The organism is Natrinema gelatinilyticum (genome assembly GCF_024266705.1).
Classification (GTDB): domain Archaea; phylum Halobacteriota; class Halobacteria; order Halobacteriales; family Natrialbaceae; genus Natrinema; species Natrinema gelatinilyticum.
Genome location: NZ_CP100756.1, coordinates 2,558,968 through 2,579,172, shown reverse-complemented (window position 1 = coordinate 2,579,172; position 20,205 = coordinate 2,558,968). Strand labels below are relative to the sequence as shown.

The window sequence follows — 20,205 nt, the reverse complement described above, 5'->3', positions numbered from 1 at the left end:
TGGGATAGACTATCGGGCACCGGCGGCCGTCCCGGCGCGGACGCCGCGACCGCCCGCGTACGCGATGTACGCCGAGAGCACCGCGGCGACGATTCCGGATAGGACGTTACTCCAGACGAGCCCTGTTCCGGCAACCTCGAGGCCGCTCATCGCGACCTCACCGCTAATGGCCCACTGAGAGACGATCATCCACAGCGCGAGCAACGCGACGAGCGACATCACGCCGGTACTGGTCGAGTGGCCCGTAGTGATCCGATAGTAGTTGTACCCCGCAAGGAGGAAGATGGCGCTACCGATGAGAAGATTGTTCCACAGCATAGCCGTCGCCTGTGGGTAGACGAACGGCGAGACGGCCATCCAGAGACCGATCAGAGAGATTACGCCACTCAGCCACTTCTGACTGTCCGGTTCGCCCTGTCTGTGGGTAGTCGATTCACCGGCCGCTGGTTCGTTCGTGGTGGACTCGCTCATGGGAAGCACCCTCGTTTGCGGCTACGCTAACGGCACTCAAAAGCCGCACGACTGTTCCACCCACTCACCAGGAATCCACCTGAAACGCGATCGTTCCGCGTTTCGTCGACAAACGGTGAGCGCAGCCCAAACCGTTGTTACGATTCTCTAATAATCGACTGGCATACCCCTCTCGATCGGGTAATATGCTCTTACTATACGTCGAATCGTTGGAAAAATCATCTCCGTAACGTTCCGTACTCGACTCGATCGAGACCGTGTACGACGAGTCAGAACGTCCCGGCGGGTTCACCGTTCACCGTCTACAGTATTACAGCGAACGTGCCTTAGGGCGTGGTTCCGAGAGTGAATCGTGTGCAATTTATTGTCCATTCTGGCGTACTGAATCGGACAATTGGACGGGTTACCGACCGTGCTTCGTCGCGACTGTACAAAGGTGCGGGGGAGTGTGACTCTCTCACCAGCCATGTCTTCGGCGTAGTGCGATAGACACAATCGGCCGTGGTGGAGCGGCCGACCCTCACGGACACACCGGGTGTTCGGGTGGTACTTCCAGGCAACCCAGTACGGGAAGTCAGAGAGGGGAAGTACACTCGCTTGCGGCCATCTGGCCCGTTTCTGGGCCTGCCGCCAACACAGCCAAGCCACGGGGCGTTCTCCCGTGATACGTTACAGCACTCTCAACTCCGTCGTCAGCCACGACCTCGACATCCCGCCCAAAGCAGGCTCGATCCCCCTGCACAGCAGTCGAATGGTTTACTCGAGTGGCACAGCCGTGCGGGATACGGGTATGGATCAGACGAGTGGACCGAATCGATTAGTGCAATAGACTCGATTCTGACGAATCCGACGATGATCGAATGACGATGCTTGCCTGGGCCCACGGAGACGTGAGACGAGTTTCGGACGATCCCCCAATAGTTGCGGTGTTTAGAACGTCCTTATCCTCTGTATAGTGATGCCCCAACAGAAGAAACTTCCGTCAAATGAACTCGCTTGTAACTGCATCCTGCGGGCAACGTAGCCGGCAGCGTGCACCACACAAGTTACCATACCGTATCCCTCCAAACGGTTCGAGTTTCACGGGGGTATTCGGGGACGAAAGAACAGCGTTCACGTACAAATCGGCAACTAGCATATCCAAACCGATCGTCGCGAGGACGGACGGGACGGGGAGTGCATAATCAACGACTATCCGAACTGGATTAGTAACAATGCGCAGTAACACCCAACAACAGCGTGCGGAGACCCGATCGATTCAAAACACCGTTCAGATTTTGCTCGTCATCTGTGGCGTCGTATTCCTGGTGGCCGGGGTAACACTCGCAGTGGGTGGCTTCTCCGTCAGCGGCATGGTCAGCTCGTTCAACGACATGATGAGTGGTTCGAACCAACCCACCGGCGACACCGGTGGGTCGGGCGGTGACGGTGCCGCTACCGGTGACGGCAGTGGTGGCAATAACACTGGCGGCAACAACACTGTCGGCAATAACACCGACGGCAATAACACTGGTGGCGACGATGGTGGTGATACTGGCGGCGACGAAACGTACTTACTGCCAGTGAAAGTGGTAGATCAAGACGGAAACGGTGTTTCCGGTGCCACTCTCACCGTCGACCTGCCGTCTGGTGGAAGTGAGACGGTAACGGTCAAAAATAACGGTGAGCTCCTGCTCGAAGTTCCTGAGAAAGGCGAATACACGGTGACTGCAACCGCTGACGGGTATGGAACCGACGATGAAACCATCCAGGTCGAGGGCTCGCTCGACGACCCAGTTACGCTGACGATCGAAGAGGACGAGGAAGACACCTACTCGCTCGCAGGGACCGTGACGAACGAGAGCGGCGACCCGATTAGTAACGCCACCGTTTCGATCGAAGGGGTCGACAGAATGACGGGGGTCAACGATGACGGCACATTCGAGTTTAGAGATCTCGAGCCCGGCGAATACACGGTTATCGCGTCCTCAGACGGGTACAAAGAGAAGAAACAAAAGATCAAGATCGAAGACTCGGACAAGGATGATGTCCAGTTTTCGCTCAAAAAGGAGGATGACGATGACGACGGCAGTATTTTCCCGTTCGTGATCGCTCCCGGAGTATGGTAACGTAGTTCGCTGCGGCCCCGTTTTGTCGGCAGTGCTATTTCCTGGAATTGGTACTTCGCTCGAGAGTCGGTCTTCCCTTCTTTGTATGGAAATGACACCCCCTCTCGACGACAGCGTGACGACTCGACTGGTTTTCCTCAGCACACGGGGTTCGACTCCTGTCCCAGACTCGTGAGCCGCTCACCAGCTGTGTGTCCGGAGAGAACTTTTACGCCCGATTCGACCAGTCGGTCGTCGAACTCTGCACCCAAATGCCAGCAATTCCGCATCTCCGATCGAATTCTTCACACCACGTACTCGAGCCGAAAACGACGGCGTCTGATGATCGACGAGATTCGTCGTCCACGTCTCAGAACCGGAGGCTATGGCAAATCTTCGAGTTCGATCGATCGAGGGTCTGCCCACCGACCGAAGATCGAACCGCAGTGCGCGGCAGCTGATCCGACTAATCTCGGAGCGATGTCGTCGGCGAGACCACAACCGACTCCGGATCAGCGTTCGACGGCGCAAGAACCGACCTTCTCGTTTTACGATCCGTTTCGTTCGTCCCTCGGCCCCGATCGTCCAATCGGATTGTGTCCACGAGAGATTGCGTTCTGCAATACCTGCTTGGAACTTCTGGTGTGTGAATGTACTTTACCGTCGATCGAGTGTCAGTGACGTACAACGCCACAATCGCCGTCTGAGCGGCGACCGAACCAACCGCGTGAATTCCTCCGATCGATATGCGGTGGAGAACGAAAAACGAACCGCTGATTTGGGCTACCAGAGACCCGACTCGACCGAAACTACGATACGTCAGCGATGACCGATCCGATCATTCGACCGTGACACTCTTTGCGAGATTACGCGGCTTGTCGATCGGCCGATCGAGCAACTTGGCGGCGTAGTAGGAGAGTAGTTGCAACTGCACGTTCGCGAGCAACCCCGCCCAGACGGGATGCGTGTCCGGAACCGACAGGTACGCGTCGGCGACGTCCACGAGGGAGTGGTCGTCCGGTCCGACGGCGACGATCGGCGCGCCGCGAGACTGTGCCTCGATTGCGTTCGTCTTCGTCTTCTCGTCTTCGCCGCCGGTGTAGACCGCGAACACCGGCGTCGTCTCGGTCACCAGGGCGAGCGGACCGTGTTTGAGCTGCCCGGAGGCGAACCCTTCCGCGTGTTCGTAGGTAATTTCCTTGAACTTCAGTGCACCTTCGAGCGCCACCGAGTGCCCGAGTCCGCTGCCGATGAAGAAGTACGACTCGCTGTCGAGGTACGTCTCGGCGAGCTCCTCCGCCTGAGTCGTATCGAGGACGGTCTCGACGTGGGACGGGAGGTCCTCGAGTGACTCGAGCATCGACGCCCGGTCATCGCGGGGAGTCGCCTCGGGGATGTCAGCGGCGACGTGTTGGGTGAGCAGTGCCAGGGTGACCGCCTGCGAGGAGAACGTTTTCGTCGCCGCGACGCCGACCTCCGGGCCGGCACGGATGTAGACTGCGTCGTCGGCTTCGCGTGCGGCGGTCGATCCGACGACGTTCGTCACGGCGAGTGTCCGCGCGCCATGATCCGACGCAGTCCGGACCGCATCGAGCGTATCGGCGGTTTCACCGCTCTGGGTGACCGCGACGACGAGCGTCGCGTCATCGACGGGGCCGGACATCGACTTATACTCGCTCGCGCGAAGAACCTCCGTGCGGACGCCGGCGGACCGCAGTAGCTGTCCGCCGTACATGGCAGCGTGATAGGAGGTCCCACAGGCGATAAACTGGACGGAATCGACGTCCTCGAAGGTACCCGACTGGAGGTCCTCAAAAGCGACAGTCCCGTTGTCGATTCGGCCCTCGATTGTGTTCGAGAGGGCCGTCGGCTGCGTGTCGATCTCCTTTAACATGTAGTGATCGTAGCCACCTTTCCCCGCGTCCTCCGGGTCCCAGTCGACGGTCTCGATCGGCCGCTCGAGTGGTTCGCCTTCAAGATCGGTAATACGGTAGGAATCGGGCTCGAGGACAACCATATCACCGTCTTCGAGATAGATGACTTCGTCCGTATAATCGAGAAACGCCGGAACGTCACTAGCGAGGAACCACTCTTCGTCGTCGAGACCGAGGACGAGCGGCGACCCCTTTCGCGCAGCGTACACTGCCTCCTCGCCGTCGACGATCGCCGCGATTGCGTAGCTCCCCTCGAGCGTGTCGACCGCCTGCCGGACCGCCAGTTCGGTATCGCCGGTCGACTTCAGGTACTCGTCGATGAGATGTGGAATGACTTCGGTGTCAGTCTCGCTCTCGAAGACGTGACCCATCGCCTGGAGCTCCACTCGCAGTTCGTCGTAGTTGTCGATGACACCGTTGTGAACGACAGCAACGTCACCAGCCGTGTCAGTATGTGGATGGGCGTTCTCGTCGGTCGGCGGTCCGTGGGTACTCCAGCGGGTGTGACCGATCCCCATATTACCGTGCGGGTGCGTAGTCAACGTCGACTTGAGGTCGGACACCTCGCCTGAACACTTGTGAACCTTGACGCCGGAACCGTTCTGGACGGCGATTCCCGCGGAGTCGTAGCCTCTGTACTCGAGATTCTCGAGGCCAGAAAGCAACGTTTCCGCAGCGTTACCGTGGCCGATTCGCGCGATGATACCGCACATTAGCCGACCACCTCCGTTCGATCTACTGGCGTCAACCACGGTGTTCCACCATACGAGAAATCTGCGACGGGACGATCGATGGAGCTCAACCCCGACATCCCACCATTCGAGAGGTCTGCGACGGGACGATCGACGGATCCGTCGGTCGTATCGAAGCAGTTCGAGACGGCAACCTGGAGCATAGTTCTATTTCGTGTCATTGGTATCTCCTTCCCGTACCCGCCGTCCGGCGCGAACGGGACGGGGCCATACATCCACCACGAGTGACGGCAGCCATTACTATACCACGAATAAAACGGTGGCTATCGTCTGTATAAAATAGAATATACTTTCACAGGCTGCAATCTACATCGCGTTCGGTCCCTCGTGAGCGAGTACCAAGACATTCATTCGATTCCCTGTCTCGGTACGCTGGGCCGATTTAGGTCGAAATAGCGGGAAATCGGTACAAAACGTCTGCTCAACTGATCGCATAAGTTTCTTATCAGTGACATACGCACAATTTTCAATAGCGAGTCGTGATGACGACCGAGACAACGAGGGAGATTGAATCGTCGATGAGAGAACGGATGGACTGACCGAGAGCCACCGTCACCGGTGGCAACCGAATTCGTCCGGCTTCCGAACGGCTCCGAATGGATGCTACCAACTGGTGTGTACTTATGGAAGCGGATTCTCGACGTCATCCGACTGCGCCTGCCCGTCCGGCGTTCGATTGGACAGTGTAATGACGTTCTCTCGACCAACCGATGCCTTCTCAATCGTGCCGTCTGCGTGCATTCGCGAGCAAATCCTGCTGACCTTCGATTTCGACCAACCTGTCTCTTCGGTAATTCGATGCTGGCGAATACGGCCGTGATTTGCGACGAGCAGTCGGACCACTTTTCCCTCATCGCTCAGGAGTTCGGGTGGTGTTTCGGGCGACAAATAATATTCGTAGGCCCGATGATCTGCTGCGCGCGAGGGATTCGTGTCGTCTGCGTTATTTGTCGAGTCTGCGATCAGCGGAAGCGACGAAAGCTCTAAGTCATGGGTCGACAGCGTCTCAGCGAGACGGATACCAACGAGTCCGCTAATCAACAGGAACAGAACCACGATAAGGGCCATCTCCAAGAACGACGTCGCACGAAGAAGTTGCAACAAATACAATGGCCCGCCAAATCGATCGGCGATCGGCTGACCGATCACACTCGAGGCAAACACGTGAACGTCGTGGTGGGAAAGTAACGAAGCTGGACGCGTATCGATCGAGACACTGCTATGAATCGATTCGAGCGGGGCTTCGACTCCAATCTGGGAAGTGGGCACCATGATTCGCGGTTCTGCTACGGCCGATGCGTGAGCGAGCCACAGGTATCGTGACCTCTTCGACCGCACTGAAAATCTGATTCGCGGGACCTTCATTATAGACAGGTACAGGTAGGCTTAACAACGATCTAAGCATCAGACTCGAGGCGCGTCTTTTCGCCCGATATGGCTTCCAACAGGCCACCAACAGGGGGTTTCGCACGTTGTAGCAGGCACATCTGTTTATACGCGGTATAGTAAACCCCCAACACCGACTTAGCGATTCTGCCGAACGTCCCCGCACATTCACGGGCGCAACGATACCGAACGGTCACCGTCACACGACCGAGTACGACGGGGCGGCAACAACGCGGTCACCGTCACACGACCGAATACGACGGGGCGGCGACAACGCATCACTCATGACCACGATAATCAGCGACACGGAGAAGCGAGCAGACGACCGAGAGAGCGACCATCACGCGCTCGAAACGAGTCGCGACGGACAAACCCTCGAGCATCCGTCGGACCAGTCGACGCGAGAAGCGACAATCTGTGTCGTCGGGCTCGGCTACGTCGGACTGCCGCTCGCTGTCGGATTCGCGCAGTCGAACTATCACGTAATCGGCTACGACATCGACGAGACGACGGTAGAGCGTCTCCAGGCAGGTACCGACACGACCGGTGACCTCTCTGACGAAGCGATTCAGGACGGCGATATCGCGTACACAACCGACGCGAGCGTAATCGGCGAGGCCGATTACGTTATCATCACCGTCCCGACGCCCATCGACGAAGACGACCGGCCGGATCTGGGATACATCGAAAGCGCGGCGACTACCGTCGGTTCGAAGATGAATCCCGGGACGACGGTCATTCTCGAATCGACGGTCTACCCTGGCTTGACGCAGGAAATTCTCGTTCCAGCGCTCGAGGACGCATCCGACCTAATCGCAGGTGAGGGCTTCTTCGTCGGTTACTCGCCGGAGCGCGCTACCCCCGCGGATGGCGAGCACGGACTTCGAGACGTCGTCAAGGTCGTCGGTGCACAGTCCGAAAAAGTTCTCGAGGACGTCGCCACGTTGTACGAATCGATCGTCGACGCGGGCGTTCATCGCGCTCCCTCTATCGAGGTCGCAGAGGCCTGTAAGGTCATCGAGAACATCCAGCGCGACGTCAACATCGCGCTCGTCAACGAGTTCTCGATGATCTTCGAACAGATGGGACTCGACACACGCGAGGTGCTCGAGGCGGCGGGGACGAAGTGGAACTTTCACGACTACCGACCGGGCCTCGTCGGTGGCCACTGCATTCCGGTCGACCCGTACTTTTTCGCTCATCGCGCGAAACGAGCAGGGGCGGATCCGGAGTTGACGCTTACGAGTCGGAAGGTAAACGAGTCGATGCCGAACCACGTAACTGAGCTAACTATCAAAGCACTCAACCAGTGTAGCAAGACGCTGCGAGAAAGCCGCGTGCTGGTACTCGGACTGACGTACAAATCGAACGTCAGCGACATTCGTAGTTCGAAGGTGGCCGACGTCGTCGATCATCTCCGTGAGTTCGACATCGACGTCGCTGGGTACGATCCATATGCGAACGCTGACGCAGTTCGAGACTCGTTCGACATCGACGTCCAGGAATCGTTCTCGCCCGACGGGTTCGACGCCATCCTCCTTACGACGTCGCACTCGGCATTTGCGGACATCGAAATCGACGACATCGCAGCTGCCCTCGACGACGATGCCGCCTTGATCGACATCGCCGGAGCGTTCGAACCGGAAGACGCAGCCGACGCCGAACTCGTCTACCGCAGTTTATAATGTACCGAAGACACACGATCGGCGTGATCGTCCCGGCGTACAACGAAGAGAGTCACATCGGTGACGTATTCGCGACGATGCCCGACTTCGTCGATCGTATCTACGCCGTGGACGACCGCTCGACCGACGACACCTGGCATGTTATCCAAGAGTACGCGTCACATTCGAGGCAGCCAGATAGCGAGTCTACCGGGATCGAAACGGTAGACAACGGTGACGAGCAACTTCAGACATCGCTTCCTGACGGTGGCGCCGTCGTCGGATCGAAGATCGTCCCCATTCGTCACGCCGAGAACCAGGGTGCCGGTGGTGCGCTCCGAACCGGTTATATCAGAGCGCGGGACGACGGCGTCGACATCGTGGTCACGATGGACGCAGACGGACAGATGGATCCCGATCAACTTTCGGCGCTGCTGGACCCGATCGTGGAAGGTGATGCCGACTACGCGAAGGGAAACCGACTCGCCGATCAGCTCTCACGGCGGGAGATGCCTCCATTCCGTCTCTTCGGCAACTGGCTCTTGACCCAACTCACGAAGATCGCAAGCGGATACTGGCGTCTGCAGGACCCCCAGAACGGATACACTGCGATTTCGCATGACGCACTCTCGGCAGTCGACATCGAGTCGCTTCCGGACGATCACGATTACCCTAACGATCTGCTCGTCCGACTGAACATCGCGAGAATGCGTATCGCCGACGTGTCGATGCCGGCGGTCTACGACGACGAGGAGAGTACCATCCGGTATCGTACCTTCATCCCGCTCACCTCGGTGACCCTACTCAGGGGTTTCCTCCGTCGGATGCGGGCACAGTTCACCACCGACCGGCGTCATCCTGCCGTCCTCTGCTATACGACGGGGATTGCAGTGCTGATCAGTTCGGTCGCCATCGCAACCGTCAGCGCTGTGAACGCGGTCAGCGGCGAGCCGTCCATCCGCGACCCCATCGCTGCTCTGTTCGCGTTTCTGGTCGGTGCCGGGCTGCTCGTGGTCGCGATGCAAATCGACATACGGGACAACGCACAGCTGGGGGTGCGTCGCTAATGCGTGTAATTGTCACGATCCAGCACCCGGGTCACGTTCACTTTTTCAAACACGCGATCCGAGAACTCGAATCGCTGGGCCACGATCTCTACGTCTTCGCTCGCGAAAACGAAGTGACGGTCGAACTGCTCGAGCGCGCCGAGATCGACCACGAAGTGCTGGCCGGCGAATCGAACTCGCTGTTCTCGCTTGCCGCAGTGCAAGCGACCTACGAGACGCGGCTCCTCCGTCGAGCGCGCAGAATAAAGCCGGACGTGATCACGGCTATCGGTGGTGTCGCCGCGTCTCACGTCGCGTCCGTGGTCGGCGCAAAGAGCGTCGTCTTCTACGATACGGAACACGCGACGATCATCAAAAAACTCGCATACCCATTCGCTGATATCGTCTGCACGCCGGAGTGCTATCGTGGGGATATCGGCTCGAAGCAAGTTACGTACCCCGGCTACCACGAACTCGCGTACTTGCATCCCGACCGATTCGAGCCCGACCCCTCGGTCCTCGACGATACCGGCCTGACGCCGAGCGACACCATCGTCGTGATGCGTCTGAGTAGCTGGGACTCCTCACACGACCTCGGCCAGGGTGGATTCGACGATCCGATCGACATCGTCGACCGCCTCGAGGACGTCGGGTCGACCGTCCTTCTCACGTCAGAAGTCGAACTTCCGAGCGAACTCGAGTCGTACCGTTACAATCTGGCACCGGACCGAATACACGATCTGCTGGCCTACGCGGACTGTTTCGTCGGAGAAGGAGCAACGATGGCGGCAGAAGCCGCGGTCCTCGGCACGCCGGCCGTGTACGTAAACTCCCTCGCGCTTGGATACGTGACCGAACTCGACCAGACGTACGGGCTCGTGTTCAGCTATAACGGCGCAGATCGCCACGTCAAATCGATCGAGAGAGCGATCTCGATTATCGAAGAGAACGACCAGTCGAAGTGGCAGCGCCGACGCGACCGGCTTCTCGAGGATCAGATTGACGTGACGGACGTCATCGTCCAACAGGTCGAGACGGCCACCGCCGAAGCGGATCCAGATCACTCTGCGCTTGCACCGAATCTAGGATAAGCATGCACGTCCTTCATCTCATCACCTCAACGCGATCGTTTTTCGAACAGCAGATCGCGGTCCTCGAGGATCGCGGCATCGAGTGTACCGTTATCGGCGTTCCTGGGGAATACAGCGCGGATTCCCCACGGACGCTGCTCGATTATCTGCGCTTTTACCCGCAGGTACTTTCCCACGTCCTGTCGGGCGAGTACGATCTCGTCCACGGCCATTACGGGCTGGTCGCACCGTTCGCACTGGCCCAACCGATCCGTCCGGTCGTCTTGAGCCTGTGGGGAACTGACGTGATGAGTGACATGGGATGGCTGCGTCAGATCAGCCGAATCGGCGCTCGAATCGCCGACGCGACGATCGTGCCGAGTCCGGTGATGTCCCGAGAACTCGACGTTGACCACGTGGAGGTTCCCTTCGGCGTCGATACGGATCTTTTCAGGCCGATCCCGCGCGAGGAGGCTCGAGACCGTATCGGCTGGGACCCAGACGATCGTATCGCTTTGTTTCCGTACGATCCGAGTCGTGACGTCAAGGACTTTTCGCGGGCCGAGCGCGTCGCGGACCTCGCCGACGTGGACCTCGAGGTCCGTACGATCAACGCCGTTCCGTACGAGGAAATGCCCTACTACATGAACGCAAGCGACGTTCTGCTCGTGACATCGCGGCGAGAAAGCGGCCCCATGGTCGTCAAGGAAGCAGCCGCCTGTAACGTACCGATCGTCTCGACCGACGTCGGTTTCGTCCGCCAGACCATTGGCGACGTCGAAAACTGCATCGTGGGCACGACGAACGACGAGTTGGTCGCCGGCCTCGAGTGCGTACTCGACGGCACGCGCCGGTCAGACGGCCGTGAAGTAATCGACGGGCTCGGACTCGAAGAGATGGGAGATCGGATTCTCGACGTGTATCGCCGCGTCCTCGATCGAACCGATGGAACGGTCCGACGTACGGAGGTCAGCCATGAGATATAGCTCGCTGTCGGAGCTACGTCCGTTCCGACTCGATACCATTGCTGCGATCGGCGGGTTGTTGTTCGCCCTCGCGCTGTTGCCGCTTCAGTTGTTCGCCTCACAGATCTATCTCAACACCGTCCCGTTCGTCCTCGGGACCGCGTGTTCGCTCTACATCGTCTCTCTGTACCAGCGAGACGACGCGCGAGCGCTTCCGACCTTTTCTTCGAAGGTGTCGATGGCGCTACCCAGTGTCGTTTTCGTCGGTCTGGCGGGACTCATCGCACTGACGGTCGCTCAGGGAACGCGGACCCCGCTCTTCTTCGGTGCCTCGGGTATCGTCGGAACACTCGTGATAGGACAGATACTGTTTGCGAACGACCGCGATCTCAACCCCGGCCTGCTGCTTCTTCAGGTCATCCTCTTTGCGGCCGTCTTCCGATTCACCGCGCTGTACGTGACACAGGGATATATCGGAATTGACATCTGGACGCACAGTCAACTCGTCCAGTCGATCCTCTCGGAAGGATCCCTCCATGCAATCTCCCACGACAAGCATTACGCGTCCCCGTTTTACCACCTGATGGTTGCGACCTCGTCGGCCCTGTACGATATCCCCGTCCGGGGCGCGTTGTACCTCTCGTTGGGCATCGTGATGACCCTCTCGGTTCTACTTATCTACGCGACGACGAACCTACTCGTGTCCACTCGATGGGCTGTACTGGCAACGGCGTTATATGCCATGGGCAGTCACGTCGCACGGTGGGGGATGCACATCATCCCGACGAGCCTCGGGTTGGTCTTTTTCCTGTCAGTGATGTATGCACTTATTCGTGTGATGCGGATCGAGTATACGACTCGAGACTTTTCATTCCTCGTCCTCATGAGTATCGCCGTTATCTTCACTCATCAGGTATCGACGTTCATCATGCTCGTGTTGTTGCTTGCGGCTTTCATCGCGCAATTCATATTCGTGATCGGTCCACTGGGGCTGACCCGACTCGACACGAGCGTCTTCCGGACGAAAAAGCCGGTCAATCTCATCGGACTCGTCGTCTTCGATGCCGGGCTGACTATATTCGTCTGGTCGATAACGCCGTACGGACAAAAAGATTCGTTCCTGAAGACAGTCTTGTCTTACTTCGAACAAACGCTCACTGAGAGTGCAGGGTTCCTCAGTATCACTAGTTCCTCCGCATCGAGCGCGGCCGAAACAGGTGCCGAATCCGGATCGACGATGCTCGATCAGGTAGTTCCCTATGTGGACAATCTTGGTTTCCTACTCCTCCTCAGCATCACGTTCGTCGGCTGTCTGTACGTCCTCCATAGACGACGCGCGGAGCAGTCCGTGTTCACACTCTTGATCGCGGCGGCGTTCATGCTCGTGTTCGTCCTCGGCTTGCCCATGTTTGGTATCGATAACTTCATCCCGACGCGATGGTTCGCGTTCCTCTTCGCACCGATGGCGATCCTCGGGGCGATCGGGCTCCGGGCCCTCAGACAAAACCTCTCCCCGCAGGTAATCGTCGGCTCCCTCCTTCTGATCGTTCTCTTGTATCCGGGGGCGATGGCGCTCGCCGCAAGTAGCAACGCCGACAATCCCGTGTTCCCGAAACATCACGAACGGCTCGCGTACGATCAGTCGGAACTCGCAGCGGTTGATGCAATTGGCGATGTTACCGGCAGGCCAAGCGCGAGCGAGCTCCAACCCGAGCAGGAACTGTACACTGATCATCCATACCAGACGCTAATCGGGCGAAATGGTGCATATGCTAGATACGAGACCAAGCCCGCGATAATACCTACGGAAGGCACACATGACTATAGCTACACGGTGTATCGGTCGCGGCAATCATCCCCAGGGACGTACTTCGATGCTGCCAACGGGACCCCACAAATAGAGGAAATCTCTAAATCTCAGATCTGTCGGCCCGAGCAGGCGACAGTCTACACGAACGGAGACGTCACGTTGTGTACACCTTCTCCGGCACTCAATTGATCGACTCGTCACTCTCGCGCTTACGCTGCTACACGGCAATCGCTCCGGCGAGACGCGCCCGCTCAATGATTGCACCGTAGCGGACATCGATGTGTCCACCCGGGTTTCGATCGGCGAGAGACAGTCGCCCGTCTTCTGGGTAGCATCGCCCACTCTTACCGTTCGCTTCGCTGCACCACGAACAACGGGTACATTGCTCGGGACGGACCCCAATGATCGACTATCGGGGAAGCGGACATCACTGAAGAACTCCGTTCGAAAGGGTGGCTGCAAGACGACCGAACAGCTCAACTACGTTACCGAGGCGTAGAAGGTAATCGAGAAACGACAGAGATGGTGAAGATACGAAGCCCACCAAACGGTGATCTGGTTGCTACTCGTTACGCCAACGTAGCCGAGTGTAGTTGTGAGTGAGTGTGAACGTCCCGAGATCGAACTGACGCGTTCGAAGATTTGGTCAGTACGATGAACGGCCACCGCGTTACACGTGGGCAGACAATCGAATTAGCGATGCACGAACGGGAGTACGGAACGACGGTTTCTGGGAACGAGGTCCTACGAACAGTTCGACAATCGGTTAGGGTACCGAGAGCAGGAGTGCTTCCAGTCGCACTCTATCTCACCTCTACCGGAAGGCGAATAACCCGATACGCATTGTCAGCGGTCGGTTGGGCCGGTGGCTCGTTTTCGTAGAGCAACAACATCAGTCGGAGGTTAGATCCCTGCATCGTCGGAGTAACGTTGAGCGCCTGTTTCTGAGTTGCACCATCGGCGACGGTAGTCGTTTTCCTATCCAATTCGGTCGACTGGGTTACGGTGGCTTCGCCCTCTCCGTAGTTCACCTGCTGAAGGAGAACGACGGTCGTATACGTTCGTTCCTCATGTTCCTGGTTCGTAATCGACGCCTGCAGTTCCTGTTGCTCACCAGAATTGTACGACGATTTGTACAGAGGAACGATCTCACCCGTAACGTTCTCCGTTTCAACCGAAAATTCTGTGAAGCCATCGGGCTGAGGGGGGTTTGCGACGGCAAATCCGCTGCTCGCCGCTAACAGTATCAAACCGACAGCGATTGCGAGGTTATACGGTCGGCGGTCAATGTGGCCAAAACTGTCCGGCCGTGTCTGAGAGAAAAACGGAGAGAAAAACGAAAGCGATGGAACAAATCGTTGATCGAGGGGACACCGGTAGCGAGCGACGATCGCGACAAGGGCGAGAACGACCACGAGGACCGAAATCCCGGGGAGCACCGTTTTGGCACTCAAACCCCTAGGAGTCAAAGCCGAAATGAGGGAAATTACCGAAACGAGCAGAACACTACAGACGACTGAGAGGACAGTGCGTTCGACTGGCTTGAGTCCACCGGATACCAACAGGGGATTTCCCAGTCCAGTCTTCTCTTCGTCGAAGGATTGGTATTCATCGTTTGGCTTGTCCGGGAAGAGGGCTGAGACGAGCGTATACCCCGGGAAAAAGAGAAGGAGCGGCATCGCCATCACTATTCTTATCACACCACCCACATCTGAAATAAGGGCGAACGTGACGAACCCAGTCGCTGCGATGATGGCTGCCTGGTCGAAAAACCACCAGTGGTCGTTACTCATTGCATCGTCCATAGCAGGGAAGATGGTTTATTATCAGCCAGATAAGCCCCAGTCAACGGGGTCAGTCCGACGGTCATCGGCGGATGAGGCATAACTATCTCGACACAGACGACCCAAAACAGTGTTCTGCCATTCTTTACTGTCCAATGAGATGCAAGACACCCAAATTCAGATTTAAAGTACGAGATTACTGGAAGCTATATTACCGAAATATACACCCTCCTCCATAATCTGAAGAAGGCTAATACTGGTAGCATGAGGCGGAATATCGGGAGAATAAAATAACAGAAAAAGAAATAGAGTTTCGTGAAACGATGTGAACTATGTATGAATAGTGTAAACTGAGTATGACATGAATACACGGATTCGATACTTTATTATCCCCTTGTGATAAGTGAAGGCTGGTGCAATGAAAGCGAAACATATCAGCTCGGAGGCAGTAGATGAGACGAGTGCGAATGACGAAGCTCAGGGTGGGAGCGACGAGACTGATAGCCCCGCTGAAGAGCCTGCTTTTTCGAAAGATGACATCTTTCATCTACTGCAAAACGAACGACGGCGGTTGGTCCTCCGATATCTGCGTGGGACCGAAGGGCCCGTACGCATGCGTGATGTCGCGGAACAAGTCGCAGCGTGGGAGCACGATACGACCGTCGAAGAGCTCACGTCGACTCAACGCCAGCGTGTCTACATCCCTCTCTATCAGTCGCATCTCTCGAAGCTCGACGAAGTTGGCGTCATCGATTACCAGCAAAATCGTGGTATCGTCGAACGAAAACCGCTCGCTGACCAGTTCGAGAGGTACCTCGAGCTAGATTCGACAGACGAAACGACAGACGACCGTAGCGGCGATAGTGGTAACTGGGACGACTATTACATTGGCGCAACAGTCCTCTGCTATGCAGTCCTACTCGGTGCAGTGATGGAGTTGCCGTTCGTTTCGTTCCTCTCTGGAATCGGCATAGGTGCGCTGATACTCTTCCTCTTTACCGTCCTCACCGTGAGCAGGGTGATGAACTGACCAGTGGTGGACGATCGCTACACCAATCCTGGAACGAACCAGACTGCAAACGAGGATGTAACGAACGTGATAGTCGCTGCAAGCAGCATGTGAGCTGAGACGACAGCGACGAAAGCAAGCAACACGCTAATTGAGAGCAGAACCAACGCAGCGGGGAAGAGGAGACGCTTCTTGTTCGAATAATTCGAATTCCGTTCGACGATACCTTGCGTTTCGTCGAACTCGATTGCCTCCGACTCGTCGAGTGCTGGCAGTCGTTCTTCGTAAAGCCGCTCGTGGACCGATGCCCAGGTTTCGATCGACGGTCGTCGCGGTTCGATCAACGTATCGGCTATTTCGTCGACGGTCGCGGGCATGTTCATTTGATCGAGTGTAGATAAAAGAACCGTGTCGGATTCCGGTACAAACTCTTCGACCGGTCTGGCGGCTCCCTCGCCCTCCAGGTGCTCGGTCTGAGGAGGGTAGAAAATCACCACTCCAGACGGGGGATCAGCGTCCCCTGAACGCTCCTCATTGTGAACGTCCGTCGATGACCGAAACCAGGACGGCGTCAGACGCATATTCCGCCGTAACTTATCGTGGTACATAAGTATTTTCACGGTTCGATTATCGAGAACGAAATAAATGGTTGTTAGAGCGGTTTTGGCCCCTGATTTGGTCTGCGAGAGAGTCTCAATTACCGTATAGAAATGTGTGGGAGGAGCAGTAACAGAACGTGAGACTATACCACCGACGATTCCGGTGGACGCAACCATGGAAGTGACTGAATTTGCGACCGTGACCAGTACTCGAGCCATCCACGGATATCTGTAATTCGAAGCTTGTGCCTGGCGGGGAGCGTGTGGACGTGCTCGAAATCAGCTAACAGTCGGCGATCGAGATCATGACGCTCGAAGAGCAGTTCACGATTCGGCCACGGCGATTCGAACGACGCGAGAAATGGCGTTTTCCGGCGAACGAATCCTTCCACTTCGTTGAGCAGTGTCGCATCGTACGGCCGATCCGGTGGTCTGTGTCGCAAGATCTGAGGATCGATTTGCTGACACGCCTGAAGGAAGGTTTCCGTCGTTCGGTATTCCGGTGGTGTTCGGAGGTGCCAATCGAGCAGTTCGCGATCGGTCGCCAGAAAAGGTGTGAGGAAATTATCCGACAGCTGAACGTGAAACGGGATCGACGGCTGGTTCGCGATGCCAACACAAGAGAGGGCGTTCTGCATCGAATTGACACGGTCTCGTACCGATTCGAGTTCGTCGGCGATAGCCTTCCTGACGAACGATTCCGGTTCGATATCGAAAGACAGCAACTCGGCGAGTTCGAGACTGGCCTCGCGACTGTAGCCAAACTTCTTGAGCAGCGTTTCCACGGGGTTCGGGTCAGATTCGAGGCGGCCGGTTGGGACGGGTTTACCGAGGACTTCAACGGTGTTCTCAGCAGTAAAGTGGCCGCGGATGAACGTATCGAAGAGGAGGCCGTGGTACATCGTGTCAACGTGAATTTCGTCCGTGTATCCGGCGTGGTGAATATGCAGTGATTCTTTGATTCCGTGTGTGTACCGGGTCTTCGAGCCTTCGGGGCGGATATACCGCTCGTCGGGCCGAAAGGCGGTGTGGATTGCGTCGTACTGGGAAGCAAGTCGTTTTGCAGCGCGTACCTCCGCCGCGTTCGGGGTTCCAACCGTGTAGCTATGCTCGATGCCAGCTACTTTCGAAAGAATGATACGCGAGTCGTAGCCTGCGGAAAGTAGCAACCCCTTCCGTCCAGGTAACGAGGCTCGTCGCTGGAGGGCGCGCTCGAGCCGTTCGGCAAGTTCACCTACGTAGTCGAATTCCCGAGGGCGGTAGACGAACCGGTTCAGAGGGACGACCGATTTCGGCGTGAGGCAACTATCCATCGGCAATCGACACAGATCAGTGAACGCTGTCTTCTCACCGAGGGTCACTCCCAGATGGAGGAACTCCAAGAGGCTGTCCCCGTGAAGCGTCGGGTCTGAGAGCGTCCGCCCGACCGCAGCGGCGTCCGTTCCGAAGACGCGAACGCCCGGATCGTCAGTATAGAAACATTCCCGTGATCGAACCGGATCAGTTGCGACGAATGCCCCGCTGCTCTGCTCGGAGTCCACGACGGCCAGATACGACCCGTTGAGTCCCGCGAGTGCATTGGCACCGTCCGTCTCGTATTCTTCGAGGAGCCACCGCGCAGCATTCTGATCGTCATCGGGAACGTATATTTCTCCCCAGATGAGACAGCATCCCTCCTCACCGGCATACGTGGCGCTCCACCCGGGGACCCCGAGATCCGGATCCCTGATTCCGACCGTAACCGTCGATCCGTGGAGTACCTCGTCGAATTCGTCACTGGATCTGAGCCGCTCGAACGTCTCGCTCCCACCAAATACACCAAAGAGTTCCCTGTTCATCATCTGAGATCACCATAGACGACGTACGGTCACGGAGAGGACGACTGGATACCGATCGAACCGGCCGAGCCGACCGAACATCAGACCAAGTTTGCTCACGTACGTCTCTCCGGTGAACCGTCTACCGAGTTTTCAATAACTATGCTATTCTTAAGGTCAAAACGACCATCACAAGCCGATCTGAGCGAGTAGGTCGGGGGACTATTGGATCTATAATAATGTGGCCGTTATCGGTAATTTCGTCTCGCTAATGGATCGGAAACGTGCGTCACGAAGACGGTTTCTCGCACTCGCGGGTGCGACAGGAATTGCAGGGATGGCGGGCTGTATGGAGCAATTCAACTCCATGATGGGGAACAAAAATAAAGATAACAACAATAACAACAACAATAACAACAAGTCAAACTCGACGGACGGATCGTCCATACCTGGCCTCGTGGATGGGGTTCCACCGCTCGAAACCGAACTTAACAGCCGAAAACAGTACGGTCAACCGGGTAAATCGCTGGACGACTTCAGCAATCTCGAGAACTGGACCGTCGTTCAAGGAACGGGGGAAGCAGATTCGGATATCGTGTTCGACGGAGAACAAAGCTTCAAACTCCAGTCGAACGGAAGCGAGAATATCACCGTCGAAAAGAGCCTTCAGGGCGAAGACCTGACGGATACGGACCTCTCGTTTGCGGTGCGAACGACGACGCCGATGCAAATCACGATCAACGTGCGGATCGTCGACCAGTTCGGCAACCAGAAGGTATACTCCCTGCGGAATATCTCGTATCGAATGCCCGACGTCGGCTGGTTCCGATCGAGTCCCGGCGTCTTCACGCAATCCTCGGTCGAACCATCGCTAGATTACCTCGACCGGCTCGAGATTCGCGTCCTCCATTCGAAGCCGAAAGCAGAGGTCTGGATCGACGACCTGCGCGCACACAAGACAGCCGATACGGGATACGTCATGCTGAGCTGGGACGATGGATGGACCGACTATTACGAGACGGCCGCGCCACTTCACGACGAGTACGGCTTCTCGTCGGTTCAGGCAGTGATCCCGAGACGGGTCGAACAGGCCGGAGGAGGATACATGTCGCTCTCGCAAGTTCAGGAACGCCAGGAAAAAGGCGACCAGATCGTCGTTCACGGCACACACAAACCCATTCACGAACTCGAAGACGAAGCCACGATTGCGGAACATTTCAAACGAGACAAAGAGTGGTTCATCCAGAACGAACTGGAGGGAGCGAACTACATCGTCCATCCGCACAACAGCTTCGACAAAACGAGCCTCAAACAGGCAGCGAACTACCACTACTGTGGTGGCTTCAATCAGGCTGGCAACGTCAATACGACGAGCGTCTACGGATTCGATCCGCTCGTGTTGCCACGGACGATCGGGAACGACCTCGAAATTTCGAAACGGTGCATCGACCTGGCCGCTCAATACAACCAGTGTACGATTCTCAACTTCCACCGGTTCGATGCCAACAACACGATGTCCGCGGACGATTACGAGTCGTTGCTCAAATACATCAACGATACTGACATTGAAGTAATCACGTTCGACGACCTCTGGAAACTGCGGGCAAGCGGCCGCTGAGTTATCGCGTTCGTCGCTAACTCCGATCGTAACCGCTTACAGGATGCAGTTCTCGTTCTCCGCACAAATGTCGGTACAGAAATCAAACGGTGGCACGAAAGCGAACGTCGGTACAGAAGTGAGTGACATACTCAACCGCGACTGAGGAGGTAACCGTCCCGTTCGCTGGCGCCGCGACTGGACGAGCAGGGAC

At 56.9% G+C, this 20,205-nt stretch carries 15 protein-coding genes; 9 read left to right on the top strand and 6 right to left on the bottom strand.

Translation table 11 applies throughout. The features are described from left to right. Positions 1-9: 9 nt before the first annotated feature. Positions 10-471, bottom strand: coding sequence for an SPW repeat domain-containing protein (locus NJU76_RS12670; RefSeq protein WP_254529110.1), 462 nt, complete (start codon positions 469-471; stop codon positions 10-12). Between the two features lie 1,214 nt (positions 472-1,685). Here NJU76_RS12670 and NJU76_RS12665 point away from each other — a divergent pair. Continuing rightward, positions 1,686-2,579 (top strand): carboxypeptidase regulatory-like domain-containing protein, encoded by an 894-nt coding sequence (locus NJU76_RS12665; protein ID WP_254529109.1) that lies wholly within the window; start codon positions 1,686-1,688, stop codon positions 2,577-2,579. Between the two features lie 817 nt (positions 2,580-3,396). Here the strand turns inward: NJU76_RS12665 and glmS are convergent. Next, positions 3,397-5,205: a glutamine--fructose-6-phosphate transaminase (isomerizing) gene (glmS, locus tag NJU76_RS12660; RefSeq protein WP_254529108.1), complete on the bottom strand. Its 1,809-nt coding sequence runs from the start codon at positions 5,203-5,205 to the stop codon at positions 3,397-3,399. A 78-nt stretch (positions 5,206-5,283) separates the two neighbouring features. Between glmS and NJU76_RS12655 the strand changes: the two genes are divergently transcribed. Beyond that, positions 5,284-5,472: a hypothetical protein gene (locus NJU76_RS12655; protein WP_254529106.1), complete on the top strand. Its 189-nt coding sequence runs from the start codon at positions 5,284-5,286 to the stop codon at positions 5,470-5,472. Positions 5,473-5,865: 393 nt separating this feature from the next. Here NJU76_RS12655 and NJU76_RS12650 read toward each other — a convergent pair whose 3' ends face one another. Further along, positions 5,866-6,516, bottom strand: coding sequence for a helix-turn-helix transcriptional regulator (locus NJU76_RS12650; RefSeq protein WP_254529104.1), 651 nt, complete (start codon positions 6,514-6,516; stop codon positions 5,866-5,868). 398 nt (positions 6,517-6,914) lie between these two features. Between NJU76_RS12650 and NJU76_RS12645 the strand changes: the two genes are divergently transcribed. The 5 genes from NJU76_RS12645 to NJU76_RS12625 are packed head-to-tail and all read left to right on the top strand — an operon-like array spanning position 6,915 to position 13,374. Beyond that, a complete protein-coding gene (locus NJU76_RS12645; protein WP_254529102.1) occupies positions 6,915-8,315 on the top strand; it encodes a nucleotide sugar dehydrogenase in 1,401 nt (466 codons plus the stop codon). After that, positions 8,315-9,361 (top strand): glycosyltransferase family 2 protein, encoded by a 1,047-nt coding sequence (locus NJU76_RS12640; protein ID WP_254529094.1) that lies wholly within the window; start codon positions 8,315-8,317, stop codon positions 9,359-9,361. Before NJU76_RS12645 ends, NJU76_RS12640 begins: the two co-directional genes overlap by 1 nt. Continuing rightward, positions 9,361-10,431 (top strand): DUF354 domain-containing protein, encoded by a 1,071-nt coding sequence (locus NJU76_RS12635; protein WP_254529092.1) that lies wholly within the window; start codon positions 9,361-9,363, stop codon positions 10,429-10,431. The genes NJU76_RS12640 and NJU76_RS12635 overlap by 1 nt, the downstream gene beginning before the upstream one ends. Positions 10,432-10,433: 2 nt before the next feature. After that, entirely contained in the window at positions 10,434-11,396 is a 963-nt protein-coding gene (locus NJU76_RS12630) for a glycosyltransferase (RefSeq protein ID WP_254529090.1), read from the top strand. Next, the gene (locus tag NJU76_RS12625) at positions 11,386-13,374 is read left to right on the top strand and encodes a hypothetical protein (RefSeq protein WP_254529088.1); all 1,989 of its coding nucleotides are present in this window, start codon (positions 11,386-11,388) and stop codon (positions 13,372-13,374) included. The genes NJU76_RS12630 and NJU76_RS12625 overlap by 11 nt, the downstream gene beginning before the upstream one ends. 614 nt (positions 13,375-13,988) lie before the next feature. Here NJU76_RS12625 and NJU76_RS12620 read toward each other — a convergent pair. Beyond that, entirely contained in the window at positions 13,989-14,978 is a 990-nt protein-coding gene (locus NJU76_RS12620; protein WP_254532465.1) for a DUF1616 domain-containing protein, read from the bottom strand. Positions 14,979-15,387: 409 nt separating this feature from the next. Here NJU76_RS12620 and NJU76_RS12615 point away from each other — a divergent pair, with 409 nt between their 5' ends. Continuing rightward, complete coding sequence (locus NJU76_RS12615) at positions 15,388-15,999, top strand: DUF7344 domain-containing protein (protein ID WP_254529086.1); 612 nt, start codon at positions 15,388-15,390, stop codon at positions 15,997-15,999. A 17-nt stretch (positions 16,000-16,016) separates the two neighbouring features. Here the strand turns inward: NJU76_RS12615 and NJU76_RS12610 are convergent, their stop codons facing one another. Next, positions 16,017-16,355 (bottom strand): hypothetical protein, encoded by a 339-nt coding sequence (locus NJU76_RS12610; protein ID WP_254529084.1) that lies wholly within the window; start codon positions 16,353-16,355, stop codon positions 16,017-16,019. 365 nt (positions 16,356-16,720) lie between these two features. Beyond that, positions 16,721-18,415 (bottom strand): asparagine synthetase B family protein, encoded by a 1,695-nt coding sequence (locus tag NJU76_RS12605; protein WP_254532463.1) that lies wholly within the window; start codon positions 18,413-18,415, stop codon positions 16,721-16,723. A gap of 250 nt (positions 18,416-18,665) precedes the next feature. Here NJU76_RS12605 and NJU76_RS12600 point away from each other — a divergent pair, with 250 nt between their 5' ends. Beyond that, positions 18,666-20,012: a polysaccharide deacetylase family protein gene (locus NJU76_RS12600; RefSeq protein ID WP_254529082.1), complete on the top strand. Its 1,347-nt coding sequence runs from the start codon at positions 18,666-18,668 to the stop codon at positions 20,010-20,012. Positions 20,013-20,205: the final 193 nt, after the last annotated feature.